The sequence below is a fragment of the Actinocorallia aurea genome (genome assembly GCF_054783995.1).
In genome coordinates this window covers 62,508-79,569 of the sequence record NZ_BAAGPQ010000004.1, presented here as the reverse complement: position 1 = coordinate 79,569, position 17,062 = coordinate 62,508, and the positions used below count along the sequence as shown (strand labels likewise).

The following is a 17,062-nucleotide window of genomic DNA, read 5'->3' as shown; positions in this document are numbered from 1 at the left end:
GGCCGGTCGGCATCTTGAACGCCATGAGCGCAACCATCGACCTCCCCGGAGGGAGTCAAGCGCAGGCCACGGCTCCGCCGCCCCGGCGTCCGGAGAAGCTGGTCGAGGTCGTCATCCCCGTCCACAACGAGGAGCACGTCCTGGAGGCCAGCGTCCGCCGACTCCACTCCTACCTGTCCGACACGTTCCCGTACGGCTTCCGGATCACCGTCGCCGACAACGCCAGCACCGACCGCACCTCCGAGGTCGCCGCGCGGATCGCCGCCGACCTGCCGAGGGTGCGCGCGGTGCGGCTCGACCGCAAGGGCCGCGGCCTCGCGCTGCGGCACGTGTGGAGCGCCAGCGACGCCGACGTGGTCGCCTACATGGACGTCGACCTGTCGACCGATCTCGACGGCTTCCTCCCGCTGGTCGCGCCGCTCCTGTCGGGCCACTCCGACCTCGCGATCGGCAGCCGCCTCGACCACGGCTCGACCGTGGTGCGCGGGATGAAACGGGAGCTCATCTCACGCTGCTACAACCTGCTCTTGCGCACCACCCTCGCGGCCCGCTTCTCCGACGCCCAGTGCGGCTTCAAGGCGGCCCGCACCCAGGTCGTGCAGGCGCTGCTGCCCGACGTCGAGGACGACGCCTGGTTCTTCGACACCGAACTGCTGCTCCTGGCCGAGCGCACGGGGCTGCGCATCCACGAGGTGCCCGTCGACTGGATCGACGACCCCGACAGCCGCGTCGACGTCAGGCAGACCGCCCTCGACGACCTGCGGGGCATGGCCCGGGTCGCCCGCCGGATCGCGCGCGGCGAGTTCGGGGCCAAGGCGGCCCGGCCCCTCGCGCGGGACCTGCCGCGCGGGATGGGCCGCCAGATCCCGCGCTTCGCCCTCGTCGGCCTCGTGTCCACGATCGCGCAGCTCGTCCTGTACGTCCTGCTGCGCGGGATCATGTCGCCGCTCGCGGCCAACGCACTCAGCCTGCTGATCACGACCGTCGGCAACACCGCGGCGAACCGGCGCTTCACCTTCGGCGTCACCGGCCGGGCCGACGCGCTGCGCCACCAGGTGCAGGGCGGCATCGCGTTCCTCATCGGCCTCGGCCTCTCCACCGGCGCGCTCGCCCTGCTGCACGCGCTGGCCGACCAGCCGTCGCGGGGCGTCGAGGTCGCCGTCGTCCTCGTGGCGAACGCCCTCGCGACCCTTCTCCGGTTCCTTCTCATGCGCGTCTGGGTGTTCGGCCCCCGCGCCGCCACGGAGGCCCCCGCATCATGACCGCAGTCCTCGACGCGCCCGACCGGGCGCTGCCCCCCAAGGAGCGCCCCCTGATCGCGCGAGTGCTCCTCGGCAGGGCCGACGCGCCCCGCTGGGCCCGTCCCGTCCTGTGGGCGCTGCTGGTGCTCTCCGGAGCCCTGTACGCCTGGAACCTCTCGGCGTCCGGCGACGCCAACACCTACTACGCAGCGGCCGTCTACTCCGGCTCGGAGAGCTGGAAGGCCTGGTTCTTCGGCGCTCTCGACGCCGGCTCGTTCATCACCGTCGACAAGCCGCCGTTCGCCCTGTGGGTGATGGGGCTGTCGGCACGGATCTTCGGCTACTCCAGCTGGAGCATGCTGCTGCCGCAGGCGCTCATGGGCGTCGCGGCCGTCGGCGTCCTGTACTCCTCGGTGCGCCGCGGCCTGGTCGAACGGCTCGGCGCGGCCGGGGCCGCGGGGGGTGCGAGCGTCGCCGCGCTGGTGCTCGCGCTCACCCCGATCACCGTGGCGATCAACCGGGACAACAACCCCGACACGCTGCTGGTGCTGCTGCTCGTCGGGGCCGCCTGGTGCTGCCAGCGGGCCATCGCGAACGGGCGGCTGCTGCCGCTGCTGGCGTGCGCGGCGCTCATCGGCTGCGCCTTCAACACCAAGATGCTCCAGGGCTACCTTCCGCTGCCCGCCTTCGCGCTCGCCTACGTCGTGCTGGCCGACGCCGCGCTCGGCCGCCGGATCAGGAACCTGCTCCTCGCGGGCGTCGCGCTGGTCGTCTCCAGCGGCTGGTGGATGGGCGTCGTGGCGCTCTTCCCGGCCGACGGCCGCCCCTACATCGGCGGCAGCACCGACAACACGGTGTGGGACCTGGTGATCGGCTACAACGGGCTCGGCCGGATCTTCGGCAACGAGGGGTCCGGCGGCATGGGCGGCGGCGCGAGCTTCGGCGGCGAGGCAGGGGCCGGACGCCTGTTCAACGACATCGTGGGCGGCCAGATCTCCTGGCTGCTGCCCGCGGCCGTCCTGCTCGGACTGGCGGCCCTGGCGCTCGTGGGACGCGCCCGGCGCACCGACCCGGCCCGGGTGCTGCTGGTGCTGTGGGGCGGCTGGCTGGTGCTGCACTACGCGGTCTTCAGCTTCGCCGAGGGCACCTTCCACCCGTACTACACCACGGCCATGGGCCCGGCCATCGCCGCGCTCGTCGGGGCCGGCGGCGCGCTGCTGTGGCGGGCGCCGCGCCTCCTCGGCTGGGCGCTGCCGCTGGCCGTCGCGATCACCGGGGTGTGGGCGTTCGCGCTGCTGCGCCGCACGCCGGACTGGAACCCCTGGGTCGCCTGGACCGTCGCGGGCGCGGCCTTCGCCGCGGTGCTCGCGCTGCTGATCACTGCCTACGGACCGCGCGCGGGCCGGGTGCTCACGGCCTGCGCGCTCGCCCTCGCGCTCGTCGCGGGACTCGGCGGCCCGGCCGCCTACGCCACCGCGACCGCGGGCTCACCCGTCAACGGCACCAACCCCACCGCGGGCCCGGAGACCGGCATGGGCGGGTTCGGCGGCGGCCCCGGCGGGATGCGCGGGGGCGGCTTCCCCGGGGGCGGCCAGGCCCCGTCCGGCATGCCGGACGGCCAGGGCCTCCCCGGCGGTGAGGGCTTCCCGGGCGGAGGTGAAGGCTTCCCCGGGGGCTTCCCGGGCGGGGGAGAGGGCTTCCCCGGCCAGGACGGCCAGTCCGGTCAGGACGGGCGCGGCGGGTTCGGCGGCGGCGGGCCCGGCGGCCGGAGCAGCCTCGACGACGAGACCGTGGCCTACCTGGAGGAGCACCAGGGCTCGGCGAAGTGGCTCGTGGCCGTCTCGGACGCGCAGTCCGCCGGGTCGCTGATCCTCGGCACGGGACGCCCGGTGATCGCGATGGGCGGGTTCACCGGCTCGGACGCCGCGATGACGGTCGAGCGCCTGAAGCGGCTCGTCGCCGACGGCAGCCTCAAGTACATCGTCGTCGGGGGAGGCCGGGGCTTCGGCCGGCAGAGCGGCGGCGACGACGTCGACACCTGGGTCCAGGAGAACGGGACCGCGGTGGAAGAGGTCGGCGACGGTTCGCTCTACGAGCTTTCGGCCGGTTGAAATCCCCGATAACGCCCTCCGCCCGCAGTGGCGGAGGGCGTTATCGCGTGCGAATCTCGCATTTATGCGCATCATCCGGAGCATTCTGCTCGGAGGGGACGAAGGCCCCCGCTGGACTCGTCCGGTCCTCTGGGCGCTCGCCGCGCTCGCCGCCCTCCTGCACTTCCTGGGCATGGGTGCCGACCCGCACCCGTACCACCTCGTCGGCACGGCCTGCGCCGCCGCCGCGGTCCTGGTGCCGGCCGCCTCGGTTCGAGAGCGTTTCGGACACGGCGCGGGCGCCCTCGCCGCCCTCGTCCTCGCGCTGAGCCCCGTCGGCATCGGCCGCACCGCCTCCTCCGACGCCCTCGCGCTGCTCCTGCTTCTGCTCGCCGCCTACGCCGTCACCACTTCCGGGAAGATCCTTGTGCGGGCCTCCTGCGCGCTCGTCCTCGCCGCGGCGGGCGTCGCCGTCATGAACGCCGAGTCCTGGGGGGTGCCCGAGGGCGACACGGCAGCGCACGGCCTGGGGTCCCTCGGCCGCGCGGACATGCTCGAAGGCGCACCGGGCGGGCCGTTCCTCTGGCTACTGCCCTTCGCCGCCGCCTCGTTCGCCGCGGCCCTGGTGATCGCGCGCCGCGACCGGGCCCGCGTCGGCACGGTGCTGCTGTGGGGCGCGTGGACCGCGGTGACCTTCACCGCGTACTCCATCGACTCCTCCGCCGGGTCCGCGCCCGCCGTCCTCGTCCCTCCGGGCATCGCCGCGCTCGCCGCGATCGGCGCCGCGCTCATGGGCCGCGCAGGACGCCCGTGGCCCGCGATCCTGGCCGGCTGCGCGATAGGCACCGGGCTCGTCGCGTTCTTCGCCTTCGGCACCGCTCCGGACTTTCAACCCTGGCTGCGCTACGTCTTGCTCGCCCTCGCCTGCGCCTCGGCCGCGCTGACGGTCTGGCAGCGCCGGGCCTGCGGATCGGCCACCCTGTCCGGTCTGCTCGCCGGACTCGCCGGGCCCGCCGTCCTCGCGCTCGCCGCGGCGAGGGTCATCGGACCCGTCTGAACCAGGACACGTTCGCGCCGCGCGGCCGGATACGGGACGCCAAGGTCCACTCCGCTCTAATCTGGTGCCTCCCGTTCTCCCGGAGATCCCGTGCCCACCCTTCACAAGTTCGCGGCGCTCGTGCTCGGCGCCGCGCTGCTGTTCGGCCTCCTGCTCGCGCCCCAGGCCGAGGAGGAGCCAGGCGAGGTCGTCGCCAAGCCCTCGGGGGCCGCCACTGCGGCGCCCGCGGCGAATGCCGCGACTCCCACGGCCAAGCCGACGCCCACGAAGACGACCCCGCCGCCTCCGCAGCCCGCCTCGGCCGCCGCCATCGCGGCCAAGGCCAACGAGCTCGGCCAGGTCCCGGTGATCATGTACCACCGGATCATCGCCAAGCCGTTCTCCTCGATCGACCGCACGCCCGAGGAGCTGCGCAAGGAGCTGGAGACGCTGGCCAAGGCGAACTACGTGCCGATCACCGCCGCCGATTTCGTGCGCGGGACCATCGACATCCCGGCCGGGGCCCACCCCGTCGTGCTGACCTTCGACGACGGCAACCCCACCCAGTTCGCGCTCGACCCGAGCGGCAACCCGGTGGCCGACACCGCGGTGGGCGTCCTGTTCGAGGTGGCCTCGCGGTACCCGGCCTTCCGGCCGATCGCGACGTTCTACATCAACAAGGACCCGTTCCAGCTCGGCGAGGAGGCCAACCCAGGCGCCACGTGGCTGGTCCAGCACGGGTTCGAGATCGGCAACCACACCCAGACACACCCGAACCTCGCGGGCATGTCGCGCAAGGGCGTCGAGGCGGAGATCGCGAAGAACGAGGCGGTCGTCGAGAAGATCTCCGGCGCCCGGTCCGTCACGTTCGCCTATCCGTTCGGCAACGCGCCGCGGTCGAAGGCCAAGGACAACGAGTTCGTCGCCAAAGGCCCGACCTGGGACTTCAAGGGGATCTTCCTGGCCGGATGGCGCCCCTCGGTCTCGGTCTTCGACAAGGACTTCGACCCGTGGGCGATCGCCCGCATCCGGTCAGAGGACAAGGTCAAGGAGGACGGATGCGACAAGTTCTGCTCGACCGCGTGGCTGGAATGGCTGGACAAGAACCCGGATCAGCGGTTCACTTCCGACGGTGACAAGGGCACGGTGACCGCTCCGTCGTCCGTGATCGGCGGTCTCGACCCCGACTGGGCGGCCCAGGGGCGCTTCTACTGAGTGGCTTACGGGCGGCTTCCGGGGCGCGTCCGCGCCCCGGGTAGCGCCCTCCGGCAGATCCCCCGGGATGCTCGGATTGACCTCGTGGCCTGTCATCTCATATGCTGATCGCTGCGCTGTGGGCCTGCGGTGCTTCAGACAGAGCAGGCGCACGCTCGATCTGGTCGACATCGGTCAACTCGGGAGCCTCGGCTCCTCATCTCCGGTCTTGGCAGGGACGAAATGGGCCCTCGCGCTTCATATCGACTCATGTCCGTACCCGGAGCCAGTCCACACATGACGAGCAGCACCGAAGCCACCTCGACCACCCCGCAGGTTGCGGTCAACGACATCGGTTCCGCCGAGGATTTCCTCGCCGCGATCGACCTGACCATCAAGTACTTCAATGACGGCGACATCGTCGAAGGCACCGTCGTCAAGGTCGATCGAGACGAGGTCTTGCTCGACATCGGCTACAAGACCGAGGGCGTGATCCCGTCCCGCGAGCTTTCGATCAAGCACGACGTCGACCCCAATGAGGTCGTCTCCGTCGGCGACGAGGTCGAGGCCCTGGTCCTCCAGAAGGAGGACAAGGAAGGTCGCCTGATCCTGTCCAAGAAGCGCGCCCAGTACGAGCGCGCCTGGGGCACGATCGAGAAGATCAAGGACGAGGACGGCATCGTCACCGGTACGGTCATCGAGGTCGTCAAGGGTGGTCTCATCCTCGACATCGGCCTCCGCGGCTTCCTCCCGGCGTCCCTGGTCGAGATGCGCCGTGTCCGCGACCTCCAGCCGTACGTCGGCAAGGAGCTCGAGGCCAAGATCATCGAGCTGGACAAGAACCGCAACAACGTGGTCCTGTCCCGCCGCGCCTGGCTGGAGCAGACCCAGTCCGAGGTTCGCCAGACCTTCCTCAACACCCTCCAGAAGGGCCAGGTCCGCAAGGGCGTCGTGTCCTCGATCGTCAACTTCGGTGCGTTCGTGGACCTCGGCGGCGTCGACGGCCTGGTGCACGTCTCGGAGCTGTCCTGGAAGCACATCGACCACCCGTCCGAGGTCGTCGAGGTCGGCCAGGAGGTCACGGTCGAGGTCCTGGACGTCGACATGGAGCGCGAGCGCGTCTCCCTGTCGCTCAAGGCGACCCAGGAAGACCCGTGGCAGCAGTTCGCCCGCACCCACCAGATCGGCCAGGTCGTCCCCGGCCGGGTCACCAAGCTGGTGCCGTTCGGTGCGTTCGTCCGGGTCGAGGAGGGCATCGAGGGCCTGGTCCACATCTCCGAGCTGGCCGAGCGCCACGTGGAGATCCCGGAGCAGGTCGTCCAGGTCGGCGACGAGATCTTCGTCAAGATCATCGACATCGACCTCGACCGCCGTCGCATCAGCCTCTCGCTGAAGCAGGCCAACGAGGGCGCCGCCGAGGTCACCGACGAGGACTTCGACCCGACCCTGTACGGCATGCCGGCCGAGTACGACGCCGAGGGCAACTACAAGTACCCCGAGGGCTTCGACGCCGACACCGGTGAGTGGCTCGAGGGCTACGACGCCCAGCGCGAGACCTGGGAGCGGCAGTACGCCGAGGCCCGGACCCGCTTCGACGCCCACCGCAAGCAGATCGACGAGGCCCGCAAGGCCGACGCCGAGGCTGCCGGCGGCGAGGGCGGCGCGGCCACCTCTTACAGCGGTGGCGCCGAGGAGACCACGGGCGGCGCCCTGGCGACCGACGAGGCGCTGGCGGCCCTGCGCGAGAAGCTCTCGGGCAACCAGTAAGTTGCGATAAGGGGCGGTTCACTCCTCATCGGATGAGCCGTCCCGATCAGCCGCTACCATCTTCAGGGTGGTCACGACTGACAAAGGCACTCAGATGGAGGGCCCTGCCGGACCACCGGCAGGGCCCTCCATCGTTCCCCGGGGCGTCGCCCGGCTGACGCTCATCGCCGTGACGGTGGCGGTGTTCGCCGAGACGCTCCGGTACAGCCTCCCCGCGTTCTCGAACACCTCCGTCGGCGCAGCCCTCGGGCTGGGCCTGGTCGCCGCCGCCGCGGCGTTCCTCGCCCCGGCCATCAGAGCGCTGCGCGGCCCCCGCTGGCTGGTGGTCATCGGCGTCGGCGGCCTCCTGCTCACCCGCGTGGTGGCGCAGGGGACGGGCCCGGTGCTCAACCTGGCCGTCGTCGGCACCGCGTTCGGCCTGTTGGCGCTGCCCGCGCTGTACGAGAGCTCCAGAGGCCTGTCGGGCGTCGGCTTCTCCATCGCCGCGACGGCGGGCCTCGCGTTCGACACCAGCGTCCGGATGCTCTTCGGCACCTGGGACGCGGTGTGGCGCGAAGGCGTCGGCGCGTGGGCAGTCTGCCTGGTGGTGGTGGCCGCCGGCATCGCGGCGCTCGCCCGGGAGATGTCCTCGCCCGCGGTGCCGTTCCCCGGCATCAGCTGGCGCGACGCGCTCGGCGCGGCGGCCCTCGGGCCGTTCCTCGCCCTCCAGGTGCTCGTGCTGTCCAATCCGGCCTTCGTGGCGTCGTCCGGCTGGCTCTCGCTGACGACGGCCTGCTACGTCGTCTGGGCGGGCCAGGCGCTCGCCCTGGCGTTCCTGGCCTCGGGCCTGGCGGTGCGGGCCGTGCCCGGCGGCGTCGGCGTCCTCGGCGGCACCCTGCTGGGCGTCTGCGCGGGCGCGGTCGCGGGAACCTACGCGCTCGACGGCAAGCTCGTCGTGATCGCGGTCGTGCCCGCCCAGCTCCTCGCCGCCTGGCTGCTGGCGGTCGCCTGCCGCGCGCCGCTGCGCCTGGCCGGGACCGGCGGCCCCATCTGGCGGGTCGATCTCGGCGCGGCCCTCGGCGGCCTCGCGCTGGCGGCGATCCTGGTGCCGTACACGCTGAACCCCGAGCACCCCCTGCCGTTCCCCAACAACGCGCTCTCCGGCCTCGCGGGCATCCTGCTCGGCCTGCTCGCCGCGATCGCCGCGGCGCGCGGCGGCCCGCTGCCCGCGCGCGCGCCCCAGCGGGCCCTGGCCGCTTTCGGCGCCTGCCTCCTGCTGCTGGTCCCGCCGTTCGTGTTCGGCAGGTCCGCCGAGGCGCCCGCGCCCACCGGCGACGCCGCCGAACTGCGCGTGGTGTCGCTCAACATCGACCAGGCCATGCACGACGGCAGGCTCGACCCCGAGCGGATCGCCCTGCTCGTCGAGGCGCAGAAGGCCGACGTGGTGGCGCTCCAGGACGTCGGCAGGGGCGCGACCGCGTCCGGCACCGCCGACCTCGGCGTCTGGTTGTCGCGCCGGCTGGAGATGACGCTCGTGTGGGGCCCCGCGGCCGACTCCCAGTACGGCAACGCGATCCTCAGCTCCGTCCCGGTGCAGTCGACGGGCAGCGCGCGGGTGTTCAGCGGCGACCAGGTCCGCGGCTACGTGTGGGCGCGGCTCGGCGAGGGTGACGCGACCGTCGACGTCTGGACGACCCGCCTCGCCCCCGGCGAGGACCGCGACGACGTCCGCGCGGTCGAGATGGCCGCGCTGGTGAAGGCGTGGAGCGGCGCGCCGCGCACGATCGTCACCGGCGACCTCAGCACCGAGGCAGACGCCGAGGAGATCAGCGTGCTGACCTCCGCCGGCCTGCGCCGCGCCCCGGGCACCCTCGCCGAGGGCGTCACCCAGAACATCTTCGGCACCGACGACATGGTGTTCGGCCAGACGTCGGTGGTGGAAGGCGGGCTCGTCGCCGTCACCGCCGAGGCGGGCCGGTGATCGAGATCGGCACGGCCGGCGTCGCGGACGCGGGGGAGATCATCACCCTTCAGCGGGCCGCCTACGTCACCGAGGCGCAGCTGTACGGGGACCCGTTCCTGCCTCCGCTGGTGGAGCCGTACGAGCGGATGGTCGCGCTGCTGGACGGCGCCGCGGTCGTCCTGAAGGCCGTGGAGGACGGCAGGCTCGTCGGGTCCGTCCGCACCGCGGTCGAGGGCGGCACGTGCCTCGTCGGCCGGCTCGTCGTCGCCCCGGACCGGCAGGGGCGGGGCATCGGCTCCGCCCTGCTGCGCGCCGTCGAGGACGAGATGCGCGGCCTGGCGAAGTCCCTCGTGCTGTTCACCGGCCACCTGTCGGAGCAGAACCTGCGGCTGTACCGGCGGCACGGCTACGCCGAGTTCCGCAGGGAGCGGATCTCCGACCACCTGGTGCACGTCCACCTGCGCAAGGAACTGCCGGGCACCGCGGACTGAGGCGGCGGCGCCGCCCTGAAGGGGCGGCCCGTGCGAGACACCCCACCCCGGGGAGAAACGAGGAGAGCATGCCGAGAGTGCGCGTCGGGCTGACCGGCGGCATCGGAATGGGCAAGAGCGAGGTGTCGCGCCGTCTCGTCGCGCACGGCGCGGTGCTCATCGACTCCGACGCGATCGCCCGCGAGGTCGTCGAGCCGGGCACGCCGGGCCTGGCCGCGATCGCCGCGGAGTTCGGCGAGGGCGTGCTGCGCCCGGACGGCGCGCTCGACCGGGAGGCGCTCGGCGCGATCGTGTTCGCCGACGCCGAAAAGCTGAAGGCGCTGAACGCCATCACCCACCCGCTGATCGGCGCGCGCGGCCAAGAACTGCTGGAGGCCGCGCCGGACGACGCCGTCGTCGTCTACGACGTGCCGCTGCTCGCCGAGAACGGGCTGAAGCCGCTGTACGACCTCGTCGTCGTGGTGGACGCGCCGCTGGAGGTCCAGATCGAGCGGCTCACCTCCCAGCGGGGGATGACCGAGGAGGCGGCCCGCGCCCGGATCGCCGCGCAGGCGACCCGCGAGCAGCGCCTGGCCATCGCCGACTGGGTCATCGACAACTCCGGCACCCTGGAGGAGCTGCACGCCCGCGTCGACGAGCTGTGGGCGTCGCTGTAGGCGGGGCCTTAAGAGTCGAGGGCGGTCCGCAGGACGTCGGGGCGGTCGGTGGTGATGCCGTCGACGCCGGAGTCCGCCAGGCGGCGGGCTGAGGAGGCGTCGTTGGCGGTGTAGGCGTACACCTTGTACAGCGCGTTGTGCGCCTGCGCGACGTAGGCCGCCCCCGCCGACCCCTTCGGGACGTGCAGGACGTCGGCGTAGAAGCGGGCACGGAGCATGTCGGCGAAGCTCGGGCTGCCGAGCACGCCCGTGCGCACCCCGTCCGGCAGCCTGCCGTTGGCCTCGCGGACGGCGTCGAAGTCGAAGCTCTGGACGAGGGCGCGGCCTCCGGTGCTCCAGTAGGGGTCGGCCTTGAGCATCTGGGCCACGCGGGTCGTCATACCCGGGTACGCCGAGGGGTCCTTCAGCTCCAGGATGATGCCGAGCCGTGCGGATCTGGCGGCCTTGAGCGCTTCGGCGAGGGTGGGCACCTTCTGGCCGCGGAAGACGGTGCCGAACCACCGGCCCGCGTCCAGCGTGCGGACCTGGGCGAACGTCAGGTCGCGGACCTTCCAGGACTTGCGCTTGGGGAACTTGCGGCGCGCGTCGGTGGTGCGGGTGAGCCCGGCGTCGTGCAGGACGACGAGCCTGCCGTCCTTGGTCTGGCGGACGTCGACCTCGACCAGGTCGGCGCCGCGCAGGCCCGCCTCCTGGATCGCCGCGACGGTGTTCTCCGGCGCGTAGGCCGCGGCGCCCCGGTGCGCGATGACGGCGACGTCTCCGTCGGCGGCCCGGTCGGCGGGTTCGGCGGCGGACGCGGGCGCGGCGGGGAACGCGAGGGGCAGGGAGACGGCCGTCACCAGCAGGACGCCGAGGCGGGGCATGCGCGAATCCTCCAGGAGAGACGGACCGCCGCGGGACGGCGGGCGACGACCACCGTAGGCCACCGCGCAAGCGCCCGCCACACCTTCTCGGCGACCGTGCGTGGTGAGGTTCGGGCGCGGTGGGCGAAGCCGGTCAGAGCGGCTCCTCGACGGGAAGGCGGCGCACCGACGGGAGGTGCTCGTCCATCTCGCCGGGCTCGAACCGGCAGAGCCCGGCAGCCCACCAGAACTGGCCGGCGACCGCGCCACGGTGCTTGTAGCGGCCGTCGGGCGTGACCACCGCCCAGCCTTCGGCGAGGCCGAGGAGGGTGCAGCGCAGGTGCGCGCGGGCCGGGTCGGCGGGCACCGTCCACAGCAGGACGGTGCCGTCGTCGCCGCCGCTGGCCAGCAGGCCGCCGTCCGGGGAGAACGCCACCGACCACACGCGGCGGGTGTGCCCGGCGAGGACGGCGAGCGGCTCGCCGGTCGCGGCGTCCCACAGCCGGATCACCTGGTCGTCGCCCGCGGTCGCGAGGGCGCCGCCGTCGGGGGAGAAGGCGACGGTCCACAGCCGCCCGGAGTGGCCCTCGAAGCTGCGCAGGGTCGCCCCGGTCGCGGTGTTCCACAGCCGGGCCGTGCCGTCGTTGCTCACGCTGGCGAGCAGCGCGCCGGACGGGTCGAACGCCACCTGGTAGACGCGGTCGCCGTGGCCTTCGAGGGTGTGCAGGAGCGCGCCGGTCGCGGTGTCCCAGATCCGGACCGTCCGGTCGTCGCATCCGGTGGCGACGCGGGCGCCGTCGGGGGAGAAGTCGATGCACCGGACGCGGCCGCGGTGGGCGGAGAGGTTGCCCACCTCCCTGCCGGTGGTGTGGTACCAGAGCCGGACGGTGTCGTCGTCGTTGGCGGTGGCGAGGATGTCGCCGTTCGGGCTGAACGCCTGCGCCCACACGTGGTCGGTGCCGACCGACAGCTCGCGCTCGAACGCGCCGGTCGAGGCCTGGCGGAGCTGGACGCCGCCGTCGTTGGTGGCGGTGCCGATCCGCTGCCCGTCGGGGCTGAACACCACGGAGGTGAGACGGTCGGCCTCACCGGTGAGCGGTGCGCCCGCGGGGGCGCCCGTCGCGGGGTCCCACAGGCGCACGACGCCGTCGTTGCCGGCGGTGGCCAGGAGGGACCCGTCCGGGCTGAACGCGACCGTGGTGATCCGCCTGCCGTGGCCGCGCAGGGTGTGCCGGCAGGCGCCCGTCGCGGTGTCCCACAGCCGGGCGGTGCCGTCGCCCGAGACCGTCGCGAGCTGGCCGCCCCCGGGCCGGAAGACGGGCGGCCACACGGCGCCGCGGTGCCCGCTGAGGACCCGCGTGCGGTGGCCGAACGAGGCGGGCCAGAGGCCCTCGGCGCCCGAGACGTCCCAGAGGTGGACGGCCCCGTCGCTGTCGGAGGTGGCGAGGACCTCCCCCGACGGGTCGAGCAGGGCGTTGTAGATCGCGCCCGTGTGTCCGGGCAGGGAGCGGGAGGGGTTGCGGCCGGAGAGGTCCCACAGGCGCACGCCGCCATCGGTGTCGCCGGAGACGAGCAGGGAGCCTCGGGCGCACAGGGCGTAGACGCGGCCGGTGTGCCCGGTGAATTCGCGCAGGACGGCTCCGGAAGGCAGGTCCCACAGGCTGACCTTGCCGAGGGAGTCACAGGTGGCGAGGAGGCCTTCGTCGGTGAACAGCACCCGGTAGACGGGTCCGTCCCCTTCGATCCGGTGCGCGGGCATGCCTTCGGCCGTCCAGACCCGGACCGTCCCCCGGCTGTCCCCGGTGACGATCCACCGCCCGTCGGGGCTGAACGCGCACGTGTAGATGGGCGCGTCGTGTCCGGGAAGGGTGAGGTACGGCTCGTCGTCGACCGTCAGATCCCACAGGCGGACGGCCCCGTCGGCGGCGCCCGCGGCGAGGCGGACGCCGTCGGTGACGACCGGCCACACCCCTTCGGGATGGACGTCGATGACCCGCCTCTCCCGGCCGGTCGCGGCCTCCCACAGCCGCAGGGTGCCGTCGGCGGCCCCGGTGACGAGGAGGTCGTCCCCGGCGTAGGCGACGGCGTAGGCCCGGTCGCGGTGGCCGCGCAGGGTGCGCAGGGGCAGGCCGGTGCGCGAGTCGCAGAGCAGCACCGAGCCGTCCTCGACGCCGAACGCGACGGTGGCGCCGTCGGGGCTGTAGGAGACGGGCGCGGGGATGCGGCTGTTCTGGAAGTGGAACCCGAACGGGATGCCCATGGCCGCGGGCGCGAACTGGGCCTCGACCGGGTCGCCCGGCACGACCGCGGCGCCGCGCGGCCCGACCCGGGCGGCGGCCGCGCCGCGGGTGGCGATGAGCGCGGCGCGCGTCCAGGTGCCGCCGGTGACGACGGCGTCGCGCAGGTCGGTGCCGAGGAGGCGGGCCCGGCTGAGGTCGGCCCCGGTGAGGTCGGCGCCGGTCAGCCGCGCCTCGTCCAGCCGCGCCCCGGCGAGGGTCGCGCCGCGCAGGACGGCCCGCGTGAGGTCGGCGCCGACGAGGTGGGCGTCGGTGAGGTCGGCCCCGGTGAGGTCGACCTCGGCCAGGTTCCGGTAGGACAGGTCCTCGCCCTGGAGGTTGGCGCCGCGCAGGTCGGTGCGCGGCGGCGTGCGCAGCCGGGTGGAGATCTTGACGGCGTTCGCGCGCCGCACGTCGCCGGATCCGGGGTCGGCGAGGACGCGGGCCGTCCAGCGGCGGCAGGCCTCGGGATCGGCGAGGTCGCACAGGAAGTCGACGGACAGCTGGGAGAGCGGGCGGCGGCCGAGGGGGGCGGAGTCGCCGCCCGCGGCGAGGTCGTCGGCGATCCTGCGGGCGACCAGCCACTCGGGGACCGAGCCGTGGATGAAGCCGAACAGGCCGTCGTCGGTGCGCACCAGCAGCCCGCCCGCGCCGACCGCGTGCGTGGTCTGGCCGGGCGACATGTCGGTCTCGGCGAGGCCGGACAGCGTCTCGGCGACCTCGCTCAGCTCGTCCAGGCGCAGATGCGACTCGCCGGTCTCCCACAGCCGCAGCGCCAGTGTGCCCGCCGCGAGCCACAGGTCGGCCGTCGACAGCCCGTCGGGGGAACCGGGGATGCCGCGCATCCGCCGCTCCTCGTGCGCCAGCCAGGCGGTGAGGATCTCCTGGTAGAGGTGGGCGGCGCTGACGGTGCGCCGCGCCTGGGCGACGAGGCGGAGCCGCTCCTCGGGCAGGTCGGCGATGAAGCCGAGCATGCGCGGGTTCTGGGCGAGGCCGAGCAGCTCCTCCACGCCGCGCAGCAGCGCCATCCGGCGGTCGGCGGCGGCCTCGTCGCGGTACCGGTTGCCGAGGTAGGCGCGGATCTGCGCGGGCGTGAACGGCTCGACGCCCCACACCCGGCGGTTCGGCACGGTCCCGACCCGCTCGCCGAGCGCGGTGAACACCTGGGCGTGCGACTTGAAGTGCTGGGTCCGCGAGGCCACGACGATCTTCGCGTCGCCCTCGGCGGCGGCCAGCAGGGTCTCCAGATGATCGGCCGCCCGGTCATAGGTCACGCGCGTGACGAGCTCGTCGAACCCGTCGAAGAGCAGCACGATCCTGCCCTGCCGCAGCATGTAGCGGAACGCGCGCAGGTCGATCAGCTCCTCGCCGTGCGCGGCGAGGTGGGCGGCGACGAGCGCCTCGACGGACTGCGCCTTGTCGAGCGCGCGCAGCTCGATGAGGATCGGGATGAGCGAGGGCAGCTCCGCGGGGATGCGCCGCGCGACCTCGCGCAGCGAGAACGTCTTGCCGCGCCCGAAGTCGCCGAGCAGCAGCAGGAACCTGCCGTGGTCGCCGCCGAGCGCGCGGAGCATCTCGTCGGCGAGTCCTTCGCGGACCGCCGTGGAGTCGCCGCCGTCGAGCTCCCGGAACCGCTGCGGGACGTACATGCCGGGCGGGTAGAGCGGATCGGCCTCCAGGCGCGCGGTCTGGCCCGCGACGTATCCGGAGAGGTCGAGGAGGCCCTGGAACTCCGTCAGGCTGCGCAGGCGCACGCCCCGCCGCAGGGCGTCGGCGCGGAGCTCCCGGGAAGGCGGGTCGCCGAGGTGGACCAGCTCCGAGCCGTGCGCGTCGCCGCCCGCGTGCACGTGCCGCAGGAACGCGGCGACCTCCTCCTCGCCGACGGTGCCGGGATGGGCGCCGATCCGGAACTGGCGGACGAACCCGTCCTCCATCCGGGTCACCAGCAGGTGCGGGGGGTCGGCCGCGACCCGGCGGACGCGGGCGCCGGGGAAGCGGGTCTCGCACGCCTCGACGATCTGGTCGAGCAGCACCTCGGCGGGGCCGGGCGGGTCGTCGGCGGCGCTGCTCGGCGCGGGCACGCCGGGCGGCGGCGGCGTGCGGCGCACGAGGCCGGGCCGCGCGACGCGCACGGGCTCCGCGCCGAGCCGGGACACGGTGACGCCGGTGTGGTCGAGGGTGAGCACCTGGAGGCGGCCGGGCGCGGGGGAGGCGAACACCGCGGCGCCGGACGGCAGCTCGTCGTCCGCCGCCCCCGCGCCGCCGTGCAGCACGAGGTCGAGGGACGGCGCGACGATCCGGCCGAGGAGGTCGGCGTCGCGCATCCGGCCCGCGGCGGCCGGGTCGGGGCTGTGCGCGACGGCGCCGAGGCGCAGCCAGCCCTCGCCGAGCCCGCGCAGCCTTCCGGCGAACCAGGCGGCCTGCGCGTGGCCGACCTGGCCGTGGTCCTCGCCCGCCCGGTGGCTGACCGCCATCGTGGAGTTCAGCCCGGCGACGGCCAGGCGCAGCTCGGGCACGGTGAACAGGGTCCACGGCTGGGCGCTGTCGAACACCGTGCCGTCCAGGCCGCGGTACAGCTCGGCGAACAGCCCCGCGAAGTGCCGCCACTTCGGCCAGTACGGAGGCTGGGGCTCGACGTCGTCGGCGTCGCACAGCTCGAAGTACGACCGCGAGGCGGCCTTGGTGACGTCCCGGACGCCCGGCACGACGATGATCCGGTGCGGCTCCAGGCCGAGCTGGGCGCGCAGCCCGGTGAGGAACGCGGCGGCCTCGGCGCACTCGCGGCGGCTGCCGGACTCGGTGAGGTCGCCGGTGACGACCACGAGATCGGGTTCGGCGCGCAGTTCGGCGAGGTCGGCCGCGACCCGCTCCTGGAGTTCGGCGGCGTCGAGCGGCTCGTCGGCGAGCGTCCGGCCGAACCGGGGCCCGGCGAGGTGCAGGATCGTGACCGATTCCGGCCCCGCCGCGGCGTCGGGCGTTCCCGAGGGGAACGCGGGCTGCGCGGACGGGGCGCGGCGGGCGGGCCGGCCGCCGCCCGCGGGCAGCGGCTCGGCGGGCGTGAACGGGCCGGGCGGCCGCTCGGCGGGCTTGGCGCGGCCCTCGACGGCCTGGCGGACCCGGGTGAGCAGGAGGTCCCTGGCCGTCTCCTCGTCGGGGACGCCCACGAGGTCGACGTAGGTGATCGTGGAGAGCAGCCCCTCCAGCTCGCAGTCCTCCAGCCGGACGGTGATGAGCTTGGCCGACGGGTCGTCGGGGGAGGCCCGGATGGCGGCCTGCCACTCCATCCGGCCGTAGCGTGAGCGCAGGTAGTGGCGTGACAGCACCGCGACGACGACCTGCGCCTCGCTCACCCCGCGGTCCATGAAGTCGATGAAGTTGGTCCCTGGCACGAAGTCCCAGGCCTGCATCATCGTCCGGTACCCGGCGTCCTCCAGCTCCCAGGCGATCCACGCGGCCCAGCGCTCGTCCGCGGGATTGTAGGAAACGAAGACGTCAGTCCGCTGCCCCGTCGTCATGCCGCCAGTATC

General features: G+C 73.7%; 10 protein-coding genes. 8 read left to right on the top strand and 2 right to left on the bottom strand.

Translation table 11 applies throughout. The annotated features are described in order from the left end of the window. Nucleotides 1-23: 23 nt before the first annotated feature. The 8 genes from ACYVOM_RS07240 to coaE all read left to right on the top strand — a co-directional run bounded on the left by ACYVOM_RS07240 (nt 24) and on the right by coaE (nt 10,417). On the top strand, nt 24-1,262 hold the full coding sequence (locus ACYVOM_RS07240; protein WP_460302455.1) for a bifunctional glycosyltransferase family 2/GtrA family protein: 1,239 nt from the start codon (nt 24-26) through the stop codon (nt 1,260-1,262). Next, nucleotides 1,259-3,352: an ArnT family glycosyltransferase gene (locus ACYVOM_RS07235; RefSeq protein WP_460302454.1), complete on the top strand. Its 2,094-nt coding sequence runs from the start codon at nt 1,259-1,261 to the stop codon at nt 3,350-3,352. The genes ACYVOM_RS07240 and ACYVOM_RS07235 overlap by 4 nt, the downstream gene beginning before the upstream one ends. A 64-nt stretch (nt 3,353-3,416) precedes the next feature. Next, on the top strand, nt 3,417-4,388 hold the full coding sequence (locus tag ACYVOM_RS07230; protein ID WP_460302453.1) for a hypothetical protein: 972 nt from the start codon (nt 3,417-3,419) through the stop codon (nt 4,386-4,388). Between the two features lie 90 nt (nt 4,389-4,478). Continuing rightward, nucleotides 4,479-5,582, top strand: coding sequence for a polysaccharide deacetylase family protein (locus ACYVOM_RS07225; RefSeq protein WP_460302452.1), 1,104 nt, complete (start codon nt 4,479-4,481; stop codon nt 5,580-5,582). Between the two features lie 276 nt (nt 5,583-5,858). Then, nucleotides 5,859-7,328, top strand: a complete 1,470-nt coding sequence (gene rpsA / locus ACYVOM_RS07220; RefSeq protein ID WP_460302451.1) for a 30S ribosomal protein S1 — start codon at nt 5,859-5,861, stop codon at nt 7,326-7,328. Nucleotides 7,329-7,395: 67 nt separating this feature from the next. After that, the gene (locus ACYVOM_RS07215; protein ID WP_460302450.1) at nt 7,396-9,288 is read left to right on the top strand and encodes an endonuclease/exonuclease/phosphatase family protein; all 1,893 of its coding nucleotides are present in this window, start codon (nt 7,396-7,398) and stop codon (nt 9,286-9,288) included. Beyond that, nucleotides 9,285-9,761 (top strand): GNAT family N-acetyltransferase, encoded by a 477-nt coding sequence (locus ACYVOM_RS07210; RefSeq protein WP_460302449.1) that lies wholly within the window; start codon nt 9,285-9,287, stop codon nt 9,759-9,761. Before ACYVOM_RS07215 ends, ACYVOM_RS07210 begins: the two co-directional genes overlap by 4 nt. A gap of 68 nt (nt 9,762-9,829) precedes the next feature. Then, nucleotides 9,830-10,417 carry a dephospho-CoA kinase gene (coaE, locus tag ACYVOM_RS07205; protein ID WP_460302448.1) on the top strand — a complete coding sequence of 196 codons (588 nt, stop codon included), beginning with the start codon at nt 9,830-9,832 and terminating at the stop codon, nt 10,415-10,417. An 8-nt stretch (nt 10,418-10,425) separates the two neighbouring features. Here the strand turns inward: coaE and ACYVOM_RS07200 are convergent, their stop codons facing one another. Together ACYVOM_RS07200 and ACYVOM_RS07195 are read right to left on the bottom strand one after the other, a co-directional pair. Beyond that, nucleotides 10,426-11,280 (bottom strand): glycerophosphodiester phosphodiesterase, encoded by an 855-nt coding sequence (locus ACYVOM_RS07200; RefSeq protein WP_460302447.1) that lies wholly within the window; start codon nt 11,278-11,280, stop codon nt 10,426-10,428. Nucleotides 11,281-11,413: 133 nt separating this feature from the next. After that, complete coding sequence (locus ACYVOM_RS07195) at nt 11,414-17,050, bottom strand: WD40 domain-containing protein (protein ID WP_460302446.1); 5,637 nt, start codon at nt 17,048-17,050, stop codon at nt 11,414-11,416. Nucleotides 17,051-17,062 lie beyond the last annotated feature (12 nt).

Excerpts from the sequence above, each read along its gene's own strand:
- ACYVOM_RS07240 (WP_460302455.1), top strand. The coding sequence starts at position 24 with ATGAGCGCAACCATCGACCTCCCCGGAGGGAGTCAAGCGCAGGCCACG.
- ACYVOM_RS07235 (WP_460302454.1), top strand. The coding sequence starts at position 1,259 with ATGACCGCAGTCCTCGACGCGCCCGACCGGGCGCTGCCCCCCAAGGAG.
- ACYVOM_RS07230 (WP_460302453.1), top strand. The coding sequence starts at position 3,417 with ATGCGCATCATCCGGAGCATTCTGCTCGGAGGGGACGAAGGCCCCCGC.
- rpsA (WP_460302451.1), top strand. The coding sequence starts at position 5,859 with ATGACGAGCAGCACCGAAGCCACCTCGACCACCCCGCAGGTTGCGGTC.
- coaE (WP_460302448.1), top strand. The coding sequence starts at position 9,830 with ATGCCGAGAGTGCGCGTCGGGCTGACCGGCGGCATCGGAATGGGCAAG.
- ACYVOM_RS07200 (WP_460302447.1), bottom strand. The coding sequence starts at position 11,280 with ATGCCCCGCCTCGGCGTCCTGCTGGTGACGGCCGTCTCCCTGCCCCTC.
- ACYVOM_RS07195 (WP_460302446.1), bottom strand. The coding sequence starts at position 17,050 with ATGACGACGGGGCAGCGGACTGACGTCTTCGTTTCCTACAATCCCGCG.